The sequence below is a fragment of the Bacillus sp. FSL P2-0099 genome (assembly GCF_038007445.1).
GTDB lineage: Bacteria > Bacillota > Bacilli > Bacillales > Bacillaceae_G > Bacillus_A > Bacillus_A mycoides.
This window is the reverse complement of sequence record NZ_JBBOXE010000001.1, coordinates 4,544,097-4,559,286: the sequence shown is the minus strand read 5'-3', so window position 1 is coordinate 4,559,286 and position 15,190 is coordinate 4,544,097. Positions and strand designations below refer to the sequence as shown.

The 15,190-nt window shown below is 35.0% G+C and carries 19 protein-coding genes and 2 pseudogenes; 13 read left to right on the top strand and 8 right to left on the bottom strand.

Going from position 1 to position 15,190, the window contains the following annotated elements; translation table 11 throughout:
* Positions 1-51: 51 nt before the first annotated feature.
* On the bottom strand, positions 52-477 hold the full coding sequence (locus MKY90_RS23585; RefSeq protein WP_063218364.1) for a hypothetical protein: 426 nt from the start codon (positions 475-477) through the stop codon (positions 52-54).
* Positions 478-735, bottom strand: a pseudogene (locus tag MKY90_RS23580) (helix-turn-helix transcriptional regulator); the annotation flags it as partial.
* Between the two features lie 131 nt (positions 736-866).
* Between MKY90_RS23580 and MKY90_RS23575 the strand changes: the two are divergent.
* The 6 genes and pseudogenes from MKY90_RS23575 (at position 867) to MKY90_RS23550 (ending at position 3,382) form a co-directional block, all read left to right on the top strand.
* Positions 867-1,295: a hypothetical protein gene (locus MKY90_RS23575; RefSeq protein ID WP_002167579.1), complete on the top strand. Its 429-nt coding sequence runs from the start codon at positions 867-869 to the stop codon at positions 1,293-1,295.
* Positions 1,296-1,339: 44 nt separating this feature from the next.
* Positions 1,340-1,672 carry a cupin domain-containing protein gene (locus MKY90_RS23570; RefSeq protein WP_002129379.1) on the top strand — a complete coding sequence of 111 codons (333 nt, stop codon included), beginning with the start codon at positions 1,340-1,342 and terminating at the stop codon, positions 1,670-1,672.
* Positions 1,669-2,463 (top strand): GNAT family N-acetyltransferase, encoded by a 795-nt coding sequence (locus tag MKY90_RS23565; protein ID WP_002129377.1) that lies wholly within the window; start codon positions 1,669-1,671, stop codon positions 2,461-2,463. The genes MKY90_RS23570 and MKY90_RS23565 overlap by 4 nt, the downstream gene beginning before the upstream one ends.
* 3 nt (positions 2,464-2,466) lie before the next feature.
* Positions 2,467-2,811, top strand: a complete 345-nt coding sequence (locus MKY90_RS23560; RefSeq protein ID WP_002034307.1) for a DUF6176 family protein — start codon at positions 2,467-2,469, stop codon at positions 2,809-2,811.
* A 55-nt stretch (positions 2,812-2,866) separates the two neighbouring features.
* Positions 2,867-3,112, top strand: a pseudogene (locus tag MKY90_RS23555) (anti sigma factor C-terminal domain-containing protein); the annotation flags it as partial.
* 63 nt (positions 3,113-3,175) lie between these two features.
* The gene (locus MKY90_RS23550; protein WP_002088956.1) at positions 3,176-3,382 is read left to right on the top strand and encodes a hypothetical protein; all 207 of its coding nucleotides are present in this window, start codon (positions 3,176-3,178) and stop codon (positions 3,380-3,382) included.
* A 13-nt stretch (positions 3,383-3,395) separates the two neighbouring features.
* Here MKY90_RS23550 and MKY90_RS23545 read toward each other — a convergent pair whose 3' ends face one another.
* Positions 3,396-4,226, bottom strand: coding sequence for a DUF2785 domain-containing protein (locus MKY90_RS23545; RefSeq protein ID WP_341092687.1), 831 nt, complete (start codon positions 4,224-4,226; stop codon positions 3,396-3,398).
* A gap of 93 nt (positions 4,227-4,319) precedes the next feature.
* Between MKY90_RS23545 and MKY90_RS23540 the strand changes: the two genes are divergently transcribed.
* Positions 4,320-4,694, top strand: a complete 375-nt coding sequence (locus MKY90_RS23540) for a hypothetical protein (protein ID WP_341092685.1) — start codon at positions 4,320-4,322, stop codon at positions 4,692-4,694.
* Between the two features lie 20 nt (positions 4,695-4,714).
* Positions 4,715-5,086 (top strand): DUF3221 domain-containing protein, encoded by a 372-nt coding sequence (locus tag MKY90_RS23535; protein ID WP_341092683.1) that lies wholly within the window; start codon positions 4,715-4,717, stop codon positions 5,084-5,086.
* Between the two features lie 29 nt (positions 5,087-5,115).
* Here MKY90_RS23535 and pepQ read toward each other — a convergent pair whose 3' ends face one another.
* Positions 5,116-6,213: a Xaa-Pro dipeptidase gene (gene pepQ, locus MKY90_RS23530; protein ID WP_341092681.1), complete on the bottom strand. Its 1,098-nt coding sequence runs from the start codon at positions 6,211-6,213 to the stop codon at positions 5,116-5,118.
* Positions 6,214-6,362: 149 nt separating this feature from the next.
* Here pepQ and MKY90_RS23525 point away from each other — a divergent pair, with 149 nt between their 5' ends.
* The gene (locus tag MKY90_RS23525) at positions 6,363-7,046 is read left to right on the top strand and encodes a metal-dependent hydrolase (RefSeq protein ID WP_002088954.1); all 684 of its coding nucleotides are present in this window, start codon (positions 6,363-6,365) and stop codon (positions 7,044-7,046) included.
* Between the two features lie 40 nt (positions 7,047-7,086).
* Here MKY90_RS23525 and MKY90_RS23520 read toward each other — a convergent pair whose 3' ends face one another.
* On the bottom strand, positions 7,087-7,245 hold the full coding sequence (locus tag MKY90_RS23520) for a hypothetical protein (RefSeq protein WP_002184837.1): 159 nt from the start codon (positions 7,243-7,245) through the stop codon (positions 7,087-7,089).
* Between the two features lie 247 nt (positions 7,246-7,492).
* On the opposite strand from MKY90_RS23520, the gene MKY90_RS23515 reads away from it, so the two are divergent.
* Both MKY90_RS23515 and MKY90_RS23510 read left to right on the top strand, forming a co-directional pair.
* Entirely contained in the window at positions 7,493-8,806 is a 1,314-nt protein-coding gene (locus MKY90_RS23515; protein ID WP_098167939.1) for a DRTGG domain-containing protein, read from the top strand.
* Between the two features lie 213 nt (positions 8,807-9,019).
* Complete coding sequence (locus tag MKY90_RS23510; RefSeq protein ID WP_002034294.1) at positions 9,020-9,283, top strand: DUF3949 domain-containing protein; 264 nt, start codon at positions 9,020-9,022, stop codon at positions 9,281-9,283.
* Positions 9,284-9,290: 7 nt separating this feature from the next.
* Here MKY90_RS23510 and MKY90_RS23505 read toward each other — a convergent pair whose 3' ends face one another.
* Positions 9,291-9,596, bottom strand: a complete 306-nt coding sequence (locus MKY90_RS23505; protein WP_002129367.1) for a YtpI family protein — start codon at positions 9,594-9,596, stop codon at positions 9,291-9,293.
* 315 nt (positions 9,597-9,911) lie between these two features.
* On the opposite strand from MKY90_RS23505, the gene MKY90_RS23500 reads away from it, so the two are divergent.
* Complete coding sequence (locus tag MKY90_RS23500) at positions 9,912-10,844, top strand: DHH family phosphoesterase (RefSeq protein WP_002167586.1); 933 nt, start codon at positions 9,912-9,914, stop codon at positions 10,842-10,844.
* 52 nt (positions 10,845-10,896) lie between these two features.
* Here MKY90_RS23500 and ytrI read toward each other — a convergent pair whose 3' ends face one another.
* Positions 10,897-11,400 carry a sporulation membrane protein YtrI gene (ytrI, locus tag MKY90_RS23495; protein ID WP_002088948.1) on the bottom strand — a complete coding sequence of 168 codons (504 nt, stop codon included), beginning with the start codon at positions 11,398-11,400 and terminating at the stop codon, positions 10,897-10,899.
* Positions 11,397-11,810: a YtrH family sporulation protein gene (locus MKY90_RS23490; RefSeq protein ID WP_002015507.1), complete on the bottom strand. Its 414-nt coding sequence runs from the start codon at positions 11,808-11,810 to the stop codon at positions 11,397-11,399. Before MKY90_RS23490 ends, ytrI begins: the two co-directional genes overlap by 4 nt.
* A 42-nt stretch (positions 11,811-11,852) precedes the next feature.
* Here MKY90_RS23490 and dnaE point away from each other — a divergent pair, with 42 nt between their 5' ends.
* Positions 11,853-15,185, top strand: a complete 3,333-nt coding sequence (gene dnaE / locus MKY90_RS23485) for a DNA polymerase III subunit alpha (RefSeq protein ID WP_341092678.1) — start codon at positions 11,853-11,855, stop codon at positions 15,183-15,185.
* The last annotated feature ends 5 nt before the right edge of the window (positions 15,186-15,190 follow it).

Sequence of the window (15,190 nt, the reverse complement as noted above, 5' to 3'; positions counted from 1 at the left end):
TAGAAATACATGTAAGCCCCTCCTTTTGTAAGGAGGGGCTTTTTATTTAGGCTAATTGTCTAGTTTCTTTACAATTCTTAATCCGAACATCATTGTAAAGAAAAGAATACCAAACAAATAATACAAGGCATACTCAACTCGTATCATCGAATTTTTGTCAGTGATATATAAAATAAATAGTATCGCAGAACCGATTAAATGAGAGAGGCCGAAAATTTGCGCCATAAGTTTTAAACTCATCTTCTCGATTCTTTCATCCATCTCAGGTAATGGATATTTCTCGGAATCGTGCTTCTTTTTCTTAAAGAATATTCGTTTCACTACTAATAGTACCAAGGCTAAGAGTATGTATACGCTAGCGAATAGAAGGACAGAACGAATCTTTTCTTCATCACTACTATTGAAATAAAGAAAGGCCGATCCTAACACTAAAATAGTAAGATGCGAAGCAAACCCTTGGATAAAATTATTTTTCATTTTTTCCTCCCCAGTCTTATCTAATTGAAATAAATCCTCCACTTTACAGCCGAAAAACTCACATAATTTCAATGCTAATTCTAAACTCGGGTTGTATTTATTCTTCTCGATAGCGATGAGGGATTGTCTAGTGATTTGAACAGAGGAAGCTAATTGTTCTTGGGTGATGTCTCTAACGACGCGGAATTGTTTTACTTTATTTTTAATCAAATATACAAAGTCTCCTTTTTGTAAATTTGTCACATTTATAATATCCATTTTTAGGTAAAAAGTAAATAAAACTTTACAAAAAGTAAATAAAACTTTACGAGAAATATTGCTTGTTATGATGTTGTTTTTTGTGATAATTTGGAATTAAATGAAAAATGAAAGTCGATAGAGGAGATTTAATGGGGAGCAAAAAGAGTAAGAAAAAGCAAGCTAAAAGACAAAAGTATATAAAGAAAAAACAGGAACAGAACATACCTCTTTCAAAAAAAGTAGTCATTATGATAGAAAAAACATTTCGGTATATTTGTATGGCTCTGTATGTGATTTTGTGTATGTATTCATTTGGACTGTTTTACAGTTTTGAGATAACTCCTAATATTATTGAGAGTAGTCTAGTTTTTATCCTTGTTGTAATAGAATTGGTTTTATTCGTTATATTCTTTCATAAAGTATGGCCTAGTTATGAAAGTAAGAGAGATAGGAAAAGAAAAAAGAGAAAAAAATCTTCATCCGATTCAAGCTCATCAAGTGGATTTGGTGATTATAGTAGCAACGATTGTAGCAGCTCAAGTGATAGTGGAGGAGATTGCGGAGGTGGTGGAGACTAAGTTAGTTTTTCAGAAGAACGACTAATGAAAGGGTGGGACGAAAGATGGAAACTGTAAATTTATTAGAATTAACAAAGGACATTCAAGAACAACATAAAAACTTCGTCGTTTCAAATGTAAATAATCATTGTTTACGAATCGCCGTATTTACTGGTGAATATGATTGGCACTATCATTCTAATTCGGATGAATTATTTATTGTGCTAGAGGGAGAACTACTTATCGATTTTGAAGATGGAGAGACGGCGGTTTTAAAGCCAAATGATTCTATCTTAATTCCAGCATGCACGATCCATAGAACGAGAGCATTCAAGAGAACGGTAAATCTTTGTTTTGAAAATATAGAGGCGGATACGATTAAAGTGGAGCAATTATGAAAAAATTATCTGTAGCCCAGTATAGAAAAATCCTTCCGATTTTAGAAGGTCATACAAGGACAACAACCTTTGCTCATGCGGTATGTGATCAAATGATAGATGGTGAAGTTTTTGCAAACGAGAAGTTAACAGCAGGACTAATTCGTACAGCTAATGGTATCTATTATTTATTTGGTGATACGGATGATCAAAATTATAACGAATATTTATTTGCATATTTAAAAATGGCTATTGAAAAAACAGAGAAGAGATTTACATTGTTCACTTCGAGTGACGAGTGGGAAATGATGTTAGAAGAGCGTTTTAGTAATGCATTTCGGAACATCCCACGAATGACATTTCAATTTCAAAGAGAAGTTTTTGAAGATAGAAAAATAGAATTAAACAAAAATACATATGAAATTAAACGTATTGATAAAAGTGATATAGAACGAAGTAATGAATTTACAGAGGATTATTATAAAGAATATTGGGGATCAAAAGAAGTGTTTTTAAATAACGGCTTTGGTTTTTGTATAGAACAAGATGGGATGATTGTAGCCGAATGCGTCTCAATATTTAGAGGGAATGGCTTTGCTGAAATTGATATTGCAACACATGAAGCACATCAAGGGAAAGGGTTAGCTCAAGCTGTCGCAACACGTTTCATTGAACAGTGTATACAAAATCATATTACACCATGCTGGGATTGTAATGTAGATAATATTCCCTCGCAAAAATTAGCTAGTAAATTAAGCTTCCATAATCCAGTAGAATATGTTTTGTTTGTCCGCAAGAAAATGGGGGAATAAAAGATGAACGTAGAATTAACAAGATTCAAAGTCAAGCCAGGTAAAAGTCATCGTGTAGATGAATGGATGCAGCTTCTTAATGATAATATGAAAGAAGTGCTTTTGACATTAAACGACGAAAAGATGTATGTAGAGACAATTTTCCGGGAAATAAGAGATGGAGAAGAGTACTTATATTGGTATTCTGTGCAAGGAGAAGGTGGGGCTCTTGTCGAAAATTCTCATCATGAAATTGATAAAAAGCACTTAGCGTTTTGGTATGAATGTATTGATGAAGAAACACCGTCTGTTGATATGAAAACAGAAGTTGTTATGATTCAAGATGTTGTGAAGGAAGTAATGAAATAATAGAATAGTATAGTATGTTGGAGAGAAGCGCATCAAAATAGATGTGCTTTTTATTTTGAAAAACGATTTAACAATAAACTCAAAAGAATTTCTATACCAAATGAAGTATTTAGCAAAAAATAGTGAAGGTATACCAAGTGATTATTTTGAACAATATTATAAAGAAATAAAAAACACGAAACCAAAAGACCTACCAATATACGGTGTAGTTGTAACAGGGAAAACAGAGGATTTACAAGGTTTACAAGGAGCACCATATATTAAGGCGGCTGTGAGAGGCGTAACAGTTGAGAAATATTGATTACAATTAATTAATGTGAATAATCAGAAAATTTATGTTATAATATGGGAAAAGGAGGTTTATATGAGGCAAATACATGGAGCAATTTATATTTACATAACAATGTTTTTCGTGGCGATATCCTATGGATTAGGGCACGTGTATTCGCATCCTATACTAACTTTTTTAAGCGGAGCATGTATGGCGTTTGCGCTTCTTGTCCACCTTTTCTCAGTTTGGATCGTGAAATTTCAAATAAATATTAGTGAGATAGAAGAAGGCACTTTTTGAGTGGCCTTCTTTTTTAGTAATAATATTTATGAAGTTCTTGTAGTAATTTTTCAACTTCACGTTCAGTTTTTTTACATATAGACATTGTACGTAATTTGAAAAATAAGCTGCGCAAGAAAGATTTTATATTTCCGTATAGAAATTCATACGAGTCAATATGTAGTGTCGGTTTTTGAACTTGTAATTGAGCTACTAGATCACGAAGGGCTAATATGAGTATTTCTTCCTCCAAGCCATTTTGCAGCATTACGACAATCGGATAAACGAGACGCTCATCTTCTTCATATTTGTAATAAATGGAATGGACACAAACTTTGTTTAATAAAGTTTGTAGTATTTCTTCGTAATGTGAAGTTTCCAGTTTAGGATTATTAACAAGTGCCTCAAATGTATCGGAAGCATGAGCGATACTATGTGCCCAGCCTTGGTCTTGTACATACCCACGGAAATCCTGTTCTTTGTTCATATATAGAATTAATTTATCTTTTACATTTAAAATATCAGTCTGTGATAAGAAATTATGATTTGTATCAGCATCAATAATGAGTGCGATTAATAATGTTGTAAATGCACGGGTAAATACAGCATCGTCTTTATCCGAATGAATCTTATAAAATAAATATTTTTCACTGATGCTTTCTGATAATAGTTTCTGTAAGTGGGTGTGTGAAATATAGTCCTTCTTGATTAGATGATAAAAAGTAGAGTAAATGAGTTTGTCCCTTAAATAGCTATCAGTAACACCGATATGTTGAAGCATACTTGAACTTAAAGAATCAATATTGAGTGCACCATTGATTACGTAATTATTATCACGAATTTCTGCTAACTGTTGTTGTAACATGTAAACCTCCTATTTTGGAAAATTCTGTATATTAATAGTATAATGAGAGGAAGAAATAGACAAGAAATAAGTGCTTTTGGATGGGGGGGCATTATGAAGAGAGCATTATTCTTTTTTATTAGTATTTTCTTTTTTGGAAGTTGTTCGATTTCGTATGTTACTTTTTCTAGCGAGAGCAAAAGTTGGACGGGACAATATAAAGGTCATATTAAGGATGACAGTGAAGAGGGAATGTTTACGTTTCAGTATAAGGGCGGAGATGGGAATACAGAATTTGAAAATTTAGAGATTGCTATTAATGAAGCGTTTAGTACAATGACACAAACGTCAGAAAGTCATAAAGGGGCAAGGATTGAAATGAAATCATCTTGTGTAAGTTGTGCGCCTTTATCTAAAGGTGAACCGATAGAGGTTGTGATTAAATGGGATGATAAGTATGAAGAGAAGATGGTTTTAAAGCGGAAATAGCGAAGAGTGAGGGATTAAAAATGAATAGAAATATGAAAATTTCTATGCATATATTTTTAAGTGTACTTCTAATCATATTATCAGCGTGTACTACGAAAACAGTAGAGCAAGTAGTGGGAAAAGAAGAACCTAAAGAAGGGTATGTAATATTGAGAAATGGCACAATATTTTTTGACAGTGATAAAACTTTTAAAACAAAAGTAGAGTTGCAAAATTATATGGAACAACAAATGAATAAAGAGCATCCATCACATACAGTCTTGAGTTTTAAGAATAAAGACGCATATAATCAATTAAAAACAGGGGATAAAATAAAAGTATGGTCTTCTCAAACACTTGAGAGTTATCCATCAAAAATGATTGTAGAGAAATTTGAAATAGTAGAGAAATAGAAAAGGCAGCGATCACGCTACCTTTTTTATTATTTCACAAATTGTAATTCTTTCGGGAATTTCGTTAAGATTTCTGATCCGTCTTTTGTGATGTAAATATCATCTTCAATACGAACGCCGCCTACGTTTGGTACGTAAATACCTGGCTCGATTGTGAAGACCATACCTTCTTTTAATAGAGACTCATTGCCTTCTTTTACATCTGGATATTCGTGTACGCTAATTCCAAGTCCGTGACCAAGTCGGTGTGGGAAGAAGTCTCCATAACCTGTATCTGCGATAACAGAGCGAGCGGCGTTGTCAATTGCACCAAATGTAACGCCTGGTTTACATGCTTCAACTGCTTGTAGTTGTCCAGCAAGTACAGTGTTGTAAATGCGAGTTTGTTCTTCAGAAATATCACCAAATGCTACTGTACGCGTAATATCAGAGCAATAACCTTCAATGATTACACCTAAATCAAATAGTACGAAATCGCCGCGTTTCATTTTGTTTGCACCTGGAATACCGTGTGGAAGAGCAGAGTTTGCGCCTGCTAATACCATCGTATCGAATGACATTTTATGGATGCCTTTTGTTTTTAATTCATGCTCAATAATTGCTAATACTTCTAGCTCACTACGATTTTCTTTAATTGCATTTACACCAACTTCAACAGCATAATCTGCCATTTTAGCCGCTTCACGCAAAATAGAAAGTTCTTTTTCGTCTTTAATTAAGCGAAGTTCGCGAACTTTCTCTTCAGCTGATTTGAAAGCTGCATTTGGGAATAACTTTGTTAATTCTTCGTAACGTTCTACGTTTAAATGTTCTTTTTCAATTGCAACTGCATTTGCATCAATACCACGATCTTTAATTGCTTTTGCAATCATATCCCATGGTCTGTCCGTATCAGTAAATCCAATAATCTCATGTGCCCAGCCAGCGTTACGTGCTTGGCCTTCTTCCATTTTAGGACAAATTAAAATAGGCTCTTTTTCTTGGAATACAAACATACCAAGTAGTCTTTCATGTGGTTCACAGTGGAAGTTTGTCATGTAGAAGACGTTCGGTGTAGAAGTTAAGAACGCAGCTTCTACGTTTTTTTCTTTTAGCCATTGCATTAAATTTTCTAATCTAGCATTCATCGATTGGCACCCCCGAGATATTTAATTACAAATATAACTTTACATCGGAGGAAAGTGTTATGACAAGTAAATAGATGTTAGAAAAGACAGGGAATTAAGAAATCATGTAGAATAAAAAGTGTGAATGTGAATAGGGGAGGAATGTAATGATGAAAGTATCTTATCACGGGCATTCAGTTGTAAAGATTGAAACGAATGGAAAAGTTATTTTAATTGACCCATTTTTAACGGGAAATCCGAAAACAGATTTAAAGGCTGAAGATGTAAAAGTTGATGCGATTATTTTATCGCACGGACACGGTGATCATGTTGGGGATACAGTAGCGTTAGCAAAGAACAATAATGCGGTCGTTGTGGCACCGTTTGAATTAGCGACATTTTTAGGATGGCAAGGTGTAAATACACATCCAATGCATATTGGTGGTTCACATGAATTTGACTTTGGAAAGGTGAAATTTACTCAAGCATTCCACGGCTCTAGTTATATTGATGAAGAAAATAAGACGATTACATATACAGGTATGCCAGCTGGTATTTTATTTACAGCAGAGGAGAAAACGGTATATCATGCAGGAGATACTGCTTTATTCTCTGATATGAAGTTAATTGGAGAACTGAATAATATTGATTTAGCATTTTTACCAATTGGCGATAATTTCACAATGGGGCCAGAAGATGCTGTGTTAGCAGCAAAATGGATAGAGGCGAAAACAGTTGTACCGATGCATTACAATACGTTCCCAGTTATTGAACAAGATCCATATCAATTTGTAGGAAAGCTACAAAATTGTACAGGGAAAGTATTAGAAGCTGGAGAAAGTATTACACTATAAAAAAGAAACCCTTCATTTGAAATGACAAGTGAAGGGTTTTTTATGTGTGTAGTACAGTTTTTAAAGCCTGTATTTGTTTAGCTGATTCTTCTCGTTTTGTACGTGGCTGTTCAGGTGTTTCATTCAATTCCATCGCAACTTTTTTCCCATCTACGAAAGCTAAAAACACAGCACCTATAACCTCTAAAAACTTTTTCATAATGTATTCGCTCCTTTGTTTCATTTCTTGTCTTAATTGTATATTGAAGCGTGTGGACAAAACATCGAACGAGATGACAATACCATTACATTGTTGTAATAGAATGACTGGTGTAATGTAAGGAGCATTTTGTTATAAAAAAAATAGTACAGACATACAAAGAGAGAGTGTAACAGTTTTGGAAATATAGTATACTGAAAATACAACACATGAAGAATTTAGGGAAAAGAAAGTATGGTGAAACCATTTGGCTACCAAACATAATCAAATTTTAGAACATATTAATAGCCTGCCAGTAGGGCATAAAATTTCTGTGCGGCAAATTGCGAAAGATTTAAGTGTAAGTGAAGGGACCGCTTACCGTGCAATTAAAGACGCAGAAAATAAAGGATATGTTAGTACAATTGAACGTGTCGGAACAATTCGAATTGAACAAAAGAAGAAAGAGAATATCGAAAAACTGACATATGCAGAAGTCGTTAACATTGTCGATGGTCAAGTACTTGGAGGCAGAGAAGGACTACATAAAACATTAAATAAATTCGTAATTGGGGCTATGAAATTAGAAGCGATGATGCGCTATACAGAAGCAGGGAATTTACTTATCATCGGTAACCGTACGAACGCACATCAATTAGCATTAGAAACAGGGGCTGCTGTATTAATTACAGGTGGATTTGATACAGAAGAGCATGTGAAAAAGTTAGCAGATGAATTGAAATTGCCAATTATTTCAAGTGGTTATGATACATTTACGGTCGCAACGTTAATTAACCGTGCAATTTATGATCAACTTATTAAGAAAGAAATTGTACTAGTTGAAGATATTTTAACACCAATTGAAGAAACACTATATTTAAAGCCTAGTGACATAGTGCAGAAATGGCATGAGTACAATGAAGAGACGATGCATGGACGTTATCCAATTGTGGATGAAAATAAAAAGGTGTTAGGTATCGTAACTTCGAAAGATATGATTGGTGTTGCGAAAGAAACACCGATTGATAAAGTTATGACGAAACACCCTATTACGGTAAACGGAAAAATGTCTGTCGCAGCTGCAGCACGTATGATGGTGTGGGAAGGTATTGAATTACTTCCTGTTGTGGAGGATGGAAATAAATTGCAAGGTATCATTAGTCGTCAAGATGTACTTCAGGCCTTGCAGATGATTCAGCGTCAACCACAAGTTGGTGAAACGATTGATGACATTGTAACGAATCAATTTATGACGCCGAAAGAAGCAAAAAATGAGCATTTATATCAATTTTCAGTGACACCACAAATGACGAATTCAATCGGGACGTTATCTTACGGTGTATTCACAACAATTGTGACAGAAGCAACAAACCGCGTCATTCGTGCGCAGAAGAAGAGCGATTCAATTGTTGAGAACTTAACAATTTATTTCGTAAAACCGGTTCAAATTGATAATGTTGTATCGGTTCATCCGAAAGTATTAGAAATTGGCCGTAAATTTGGTAAGGTCGATGTAGAAGTACATCATGAAGGTAATGTTGTCGGGAAAGCATTACTTATGGTGCAGTTAATCGATAAATAAAAAGGTGGAACAAATCGCTTTGGTTTGTTCCATCTTTTTTGTTTTATTGGGTTTTGAAGCTGTTGCTAAAGATGTGGAGGAGTTTTAGCTGGAAATATATATATAAGGAGAGATGATTGTATAATTAGAAAAAACAGAATATTAATCCATTTAGAGTGTATACTATGATATAATTAGATTGTAAGATAATGGATGACGGAAGGGGGATGCAATATGTCATCAGAATTACTCTTTTTTGGTGGTATCGCACTCTTTTATTTCCTTGTGATGATACCAATTCAATACTTATACTTACAAGGATTAAATGAAAAAAAGAAACGAACAGGATTATCTCAGCAAGAACTATACAAACAGATGTCTTTTGGAGAAGAACAATTACATTTTCACGTGCAAGGTAATCCCTTTAATATACCATCTGCGTTTGTTGCATATATGATTTTGAAAGTGAAGGGACGTAAAAAAGCATCACAATGTTGATGCTTTTTTACGTTGTTTTATAAGATTCGGCTTCTTTGACTGCTAATGGTAGAAAATGTTTATATTGGCGGAATCCATTAAATGTACTCGCGCTGCCAAGTAACATAAACAAAACACCAACGATAATGCGTGCAGTTGAAAGTTCTAAAAAGAATTGGTTTATCCCAAAGAATAGGACGAATAAGCCGAGTGCCATTGCGGATTTTCCAGAGAGCCAACCTTTCTCCATTGGACGGTTTGTACGAAAGAATTTTGTTTTATAGAAGAGGTACAACACAAATGAGATGATAATACAAAAGACGAATACTGGCATAATACACGCTCCCATCGATTGGTATAAAAATAACAATTTAGAAAAAAGAAAAATCTAAACTTTCTAACTTTTATTATAAAGCAATTGTTCGCATGTATGAAATGTTTTCCGTTATAATGGGGGATAAAGTGAAACTTTAATTAGTGTGGGGAGATCCCACGTGCTAATTATTAGCCCTCACCAATCGGGCTTTTACGTGCATCCAGGCTCCAAATTAATTTTGCCCCATTGTTTTTAATACTTTTGAGGTGGGAGTCTTACTACACGTTAATGCGGGATAAAATGAAGAAGTTGAATAAAAAGGAGATTATACATATGCATGAGCAAATTTTAGGAGCAATTAAAGAGTTTGATACAATTATTATTCATCGTCATGTACGTCCGGATCCGGATGCGTTAGGTTCTCAGTGCGGACTTGGTACAATTCTGCAAGAATCGTTTCCAGAGAAAAATATTTATATGGTTGGGTACAACGAGCCTTCTTTATCGTTTTTACGAGTAATGGATGATATTGAAGATAGTGTATATGAAGATGCACTTGTTATCGTTTGTGATACAGCGAACCAAGAGCGTGTTTGTGATCAGCGTTATGCAAAAGGAAAGATGTTAATTAAAATTGATCATCATCCGAATGAAGACCCGTACGGAGATATTACATGGGTGGATACGACAGCAAGTTCTACAAGTGAAATGATTTATGAATTTTACAGTTATGGAAAAGATAAAGGATTAACGATTTCAAAGGAAGCAGCTCGCCTTATTTTAGCGGGTATTGTTGGAGATACAGGGCGTTTCTTATTCCCGAATACAACAGCGAAAACACTTCGTTACGTAAGTGAGCTCGTTGACATGGATGTAAAATTCACAGATTTATACAATGAAATGTATAAGACGAAAGAAAAAATTGCTCGTTTGAACGGTTATATTTTACAAAACTTTACGATGGTAGAAGAAGGTGCAGCGTACATTAAATTAACGAAAGAGGTACTAGAAGAGTTTGATGTACTTTCTACTGAAGCATCTGGTGTTGTCGGAGCACTTGGTAATATTGATGGATTAAAGGCATGGGTTCTATTTTTAGAGGAAGATGATGTTATTCGTGTTCGTCTTCGTTCAAAAGGACCAGTTATTAATAAATTAGCAATGCAATATAATGGCGGAGGACATCCGATGGCTTCTGGTGCAAAAGCATCTTCTTGGGAAGAAGCAGATCGCCTGTTTGCTGATTTACGTGAGCTGTGTAGATAAAAATTGTATGTTGAACGAAAGAGAAGGAGAGGCACAGAAGCCCTCCTTTTTTTTATTTTTCTTTCTCTATATCAATACTAATTTCAAGTACGGTATCAAAAGAGACTGTGTCTACTTTAAAGCGGTATATACGATCGTAATGTTTGTACGTTTTATTTTCGATGACTTTTTTGAGCAGGTCTTTATTTTTTGCGATGCTTTGAATGTTTTTCGTTAAAAGATGCTGGAGATCATTATGGATAGAAGTGGTCATGTTTTCAAGTGTAAGATTGTCTAAATCATATTTTTTTCGATTTATAATTTTTATTTTGATTTCTTGAATTGTTAAGAGCCGTTTATTTTCTGTGTTCAATTTCTCTTGGTCTTCGAGAAGGACGTGGAGTTTTGCTTCTTGTTTTTCGATAATTTCTTTTTGTTCTGCTATTTTACTAGTTTGTTCTTCTTGAAAAACACCATATATGTACAAAAAAACAAACCAGCTCAACACTCCTCCAACAGCAGCACCAGCTAAAACTAAATACCACCTTTTGGCTGTATTGGCGCTGGGTACTCTCATACATGTTCCTGTGTAAGCCATTTAATAATAATAAGACCAGTTTGCATACCGCCAGTTGCAAAAAAAATAAGGAGAATTTGTTTTACGATATCTTTCATATCTCCGCCAAAGAAGCTTCTTTCAAAGCTATAAAAGGTATCGAACGTTCCGCCAATTGCTGCAACGAGTGCCCAAATTCTTAAATTTTGGGCGAATTGATTAATATAAGTTAGAGTTGGTTTTCCGATGAGAAATGCACCAAATCCGCCAATTAATGAACCACCAAGTATAACTCCAAAGGCAATAAAATAACTAATAATAAGCAGAGAGAAAAAAGTATGTTCTCTTACATCCATCGTCATTCCCCTTTCTTCTTCATATATATGGACAAAGTATGAGAAGTATGTTTTGATTTCCGCTTTCCTCATCACCTATAATAAAAGTAGTCACATAGGTAAAGAGAGGGTACAACAGTGAAGTTTGTGCATTTACAATGTCAAACCGTTTTTAGTTTATTAAAAAGTGCTTGTAAAATTGATGAGCTTGTCATTCGGGCGAAAGAGCTTGGATTTTCATCGCTGGCCATTACAGATGAAAATGTTATGTATGGAGTTATTCCGTTTTATAAAGCATGCAAGAAAAATGGTATACAGCCTATTATCGGCTTAACAGCTTCTATTTTTAGTGAAGAAGAAGAAAGGTCTTATCCACTTGTCTTACTTGCTGAGAATGAAATAGGCTATCAAAATTTATTAAAGATCTCTAGCAGCATTATGACGAAGTCAAAAGAAGGTATCCCGAAGAAGTGGCTTGCTCATTATGCGAAAGGGTTAATTGCAATTTCACCAGGGAAAGACGGAGAGATTGAACAGCTATTATTAGAAGACAAAGAGAGTCAGGCTGAAGAAGTAGCTCGTACGTATCAAAATATGTTCAGCAATTTTTATATAAGTTTGCAGCATCATGCGATTCAAGATGAACTACTTTTACAAGAAAAACTGCCTGAATTTATTAATAAGGTAAACGTTCCAGTCGTTGCAACAAATGATGTTCGCTATATTAATCAAAGTGACGCACTTGTTCATGAATGTTTATTATCTGTTGAAAGCGGAACGAAAATGAATGATCCAGATAGACCGAGAATGAAAACGGATCAGTATTATTTAAAGTCATCGGATGAAATGGGAGCACTATTTTCTCATGCTGAGGAAGCGGTTCAAAATACAATAACAATCGCGGAACGTTGCCAAGTAGAAATTCCTTTCCATGTAAATCAATTACCGAAATTTCCTGTTCCATCTAACGAGACGAATGATACGTATTTGCGCCGTGTTTGTGAAGAAGGCTTGCAGAAACGCTATGGTACGCCGAAAGAAGCGCATATAGGACGTTTGGATCATGAATTAAATGTTATTTCTCGTATGGGATTTAGCGATTATTTCCTCATCGTATGGGACTTTATGAAATATGCACATGAAAATCATATTTTAACTGGGCCAGGCCGTGGATCGGCAGCTGGTTCACTCGTTTCTTACGTATTGGAAATTACAGATATTGATCCGATTGAATATGAATTATTATTTGAAAGGTTTTTAAACCCTGAACGTGTGACACTTCCAGATATTGATATTGATTTTCCAGATATAAGACGTGATGAGATGATTCGATATGTGAAAGATAAATATGGTCAGCTTCGTGTTGCTCAAATTGTAACGTTCGGAACTCTTGCAGCGAAAGCCGCAATTAGAGACATTGCTCGTGTAATGGGGCTCCTGCCAAGAGATATTGACATATTTTCAAAACTTATCCCATCAAAGCTTGGTATAACGTTAAGAGATGCATATGAGGAATCGCAATCGCTCCGTGAGTTTATACAAGGGAATCTGTTACATGAGCGTGTGTTTGAAATTGCAAAACGTGTAGAGGGATTACCGCGTCATACGTCTATTCATGCAGCTGGCGTTATTATGAGCCAAGAACCGTTAACGGGAAGTGTAGCGATTCAAGAAGGGCATAACGATGTTTATGTTACGCAATATCCAGCTGATGCATTAGAAGAACTTGGATTGCTCAAGATGGACTTTTTAGGCTTACGTAATTTAACGTTACTTGAAAATATTATAAAATTTATTGTTGAAAAAACTGGGAAACAAATTGATATAAGAAATTTACCTCTGCAAGATGAAAAGACGTTTCAATTGTTAGGAAGAGGGGATACAACAGGTGTATTCCAGCTTGAATCAGGTGGTATGCGAAATGTACTTCGTGGGTTAAAACCGAATGAATTTGAAGACATAGTCGCTGTTAACTCGTTATACAGACCAGGACCGATGGACCAAATTCCAACCTTTATTGAATCGAAGCATGGGAAAAGACAAATTGAATATTTACATCCGGATTTAAAGCCGATTTTAGAAAGAACATACGGCGTAATTGTATACCAAGAACAAATTATGCAAATCGCATCGAAGTTAGCTGGATTTTCGCTTGGAGAAGCGGATTTGCTGCGCCGTGCAGTGAGTAAAAAGAATCGTGATATTTTAGATCAAGAACGTAAGCATTTTGTTCAAGGTTGTTTGGAAAACGGATACGATGAGACATCTTCAGAACAAATTTATGATTTAATTGTAAGATTTGCGAATTACGGTTTTAACCGAAGTCACGCTGTAGCTTACAGTATGATCGGATATCAGCTTGCATATTTAAAAGCAAATTATACGCTGGAATTTATGACTGCGTTATTATCAAGTGCAATTGGAAATGAAGATAAGATTGTGCAGTATGTACGAGAAACGAAGCGGAAAGGTTTTCACGTTTTACCGCCGTCTCTTCAGAGAAGTGGTTACAACTTCCAAATAGAAGGGAATGCGATTCGATATAGTTTACTTTCGATTCGGAATATCGGAATGGCTACCGTGACGGCATTACTCGAAGAACGAGAGGAAAAAATGTTCGAAGATTTATTTGAGTTTTGTCTTCGTATGCCATCAAAATTTGTAACAGAGCGAAATTTAGAAGCGTTTGTCTGGTCTGGTTGTTTTGACGGTTTTGGTGTTTCGAGGACGACGTTATGGAGAAGTCTTAAAGGAGCGTTGGAGTATGCAAATCTTGCACGTGATTTTGATTTAGGGGATGCTGTTCCGAAATCAAAATACGTACAAGGAGAAGAGCTATCCTTTATTGAACAGTTAAATAAAGAGAAGGAAGCACTCGGTTTTTATTTATCTAGCTATCCGACAGCGCAGTATGCGGAGCTAGGAAAAGAATTAGAAATTCCATCTCTTGCTCAGGCGATGCGACATAAGAAAAAAGTACAAAGAGCGATCGTATATATAACAAGTGTGAAAGTTATTCGTACGAAAAAGTTGCAAAAGATGGCGTTTATTACATTCTGTGATCAAAATGATGAAATGGAAGCCGTTATTTTTCCAGAAACGTATATACATTTTTCGGACAGGTTACAAGAAGGTGCAATCGTTTTAGTTGATGGTACGATCGAGCAAAGAAATCATAAGTTACAATGGATCGTGAATGGACTATATCCGCTAGAAGAAATGGATGTTTATGAAGGAATGAAAGAAGCATCTGTTTACGTGAAATTGCCGTCTCAATATGAAAAAAAGCTTGTAAATCAAGTTACAAAAATATTGTTTGATTATTCAGGTTTTACGAAAGTACTAATTTATTATGAAAAGGAACATAAAATGGTACAATTATCTCGAAGTTTATCGATTCATCCAAGTGAAGAATGTCTAGGAGCACTTCGTGAAATTGTCGGTGAAGAAAATGTCGTTGTGAAAATATAATGGAC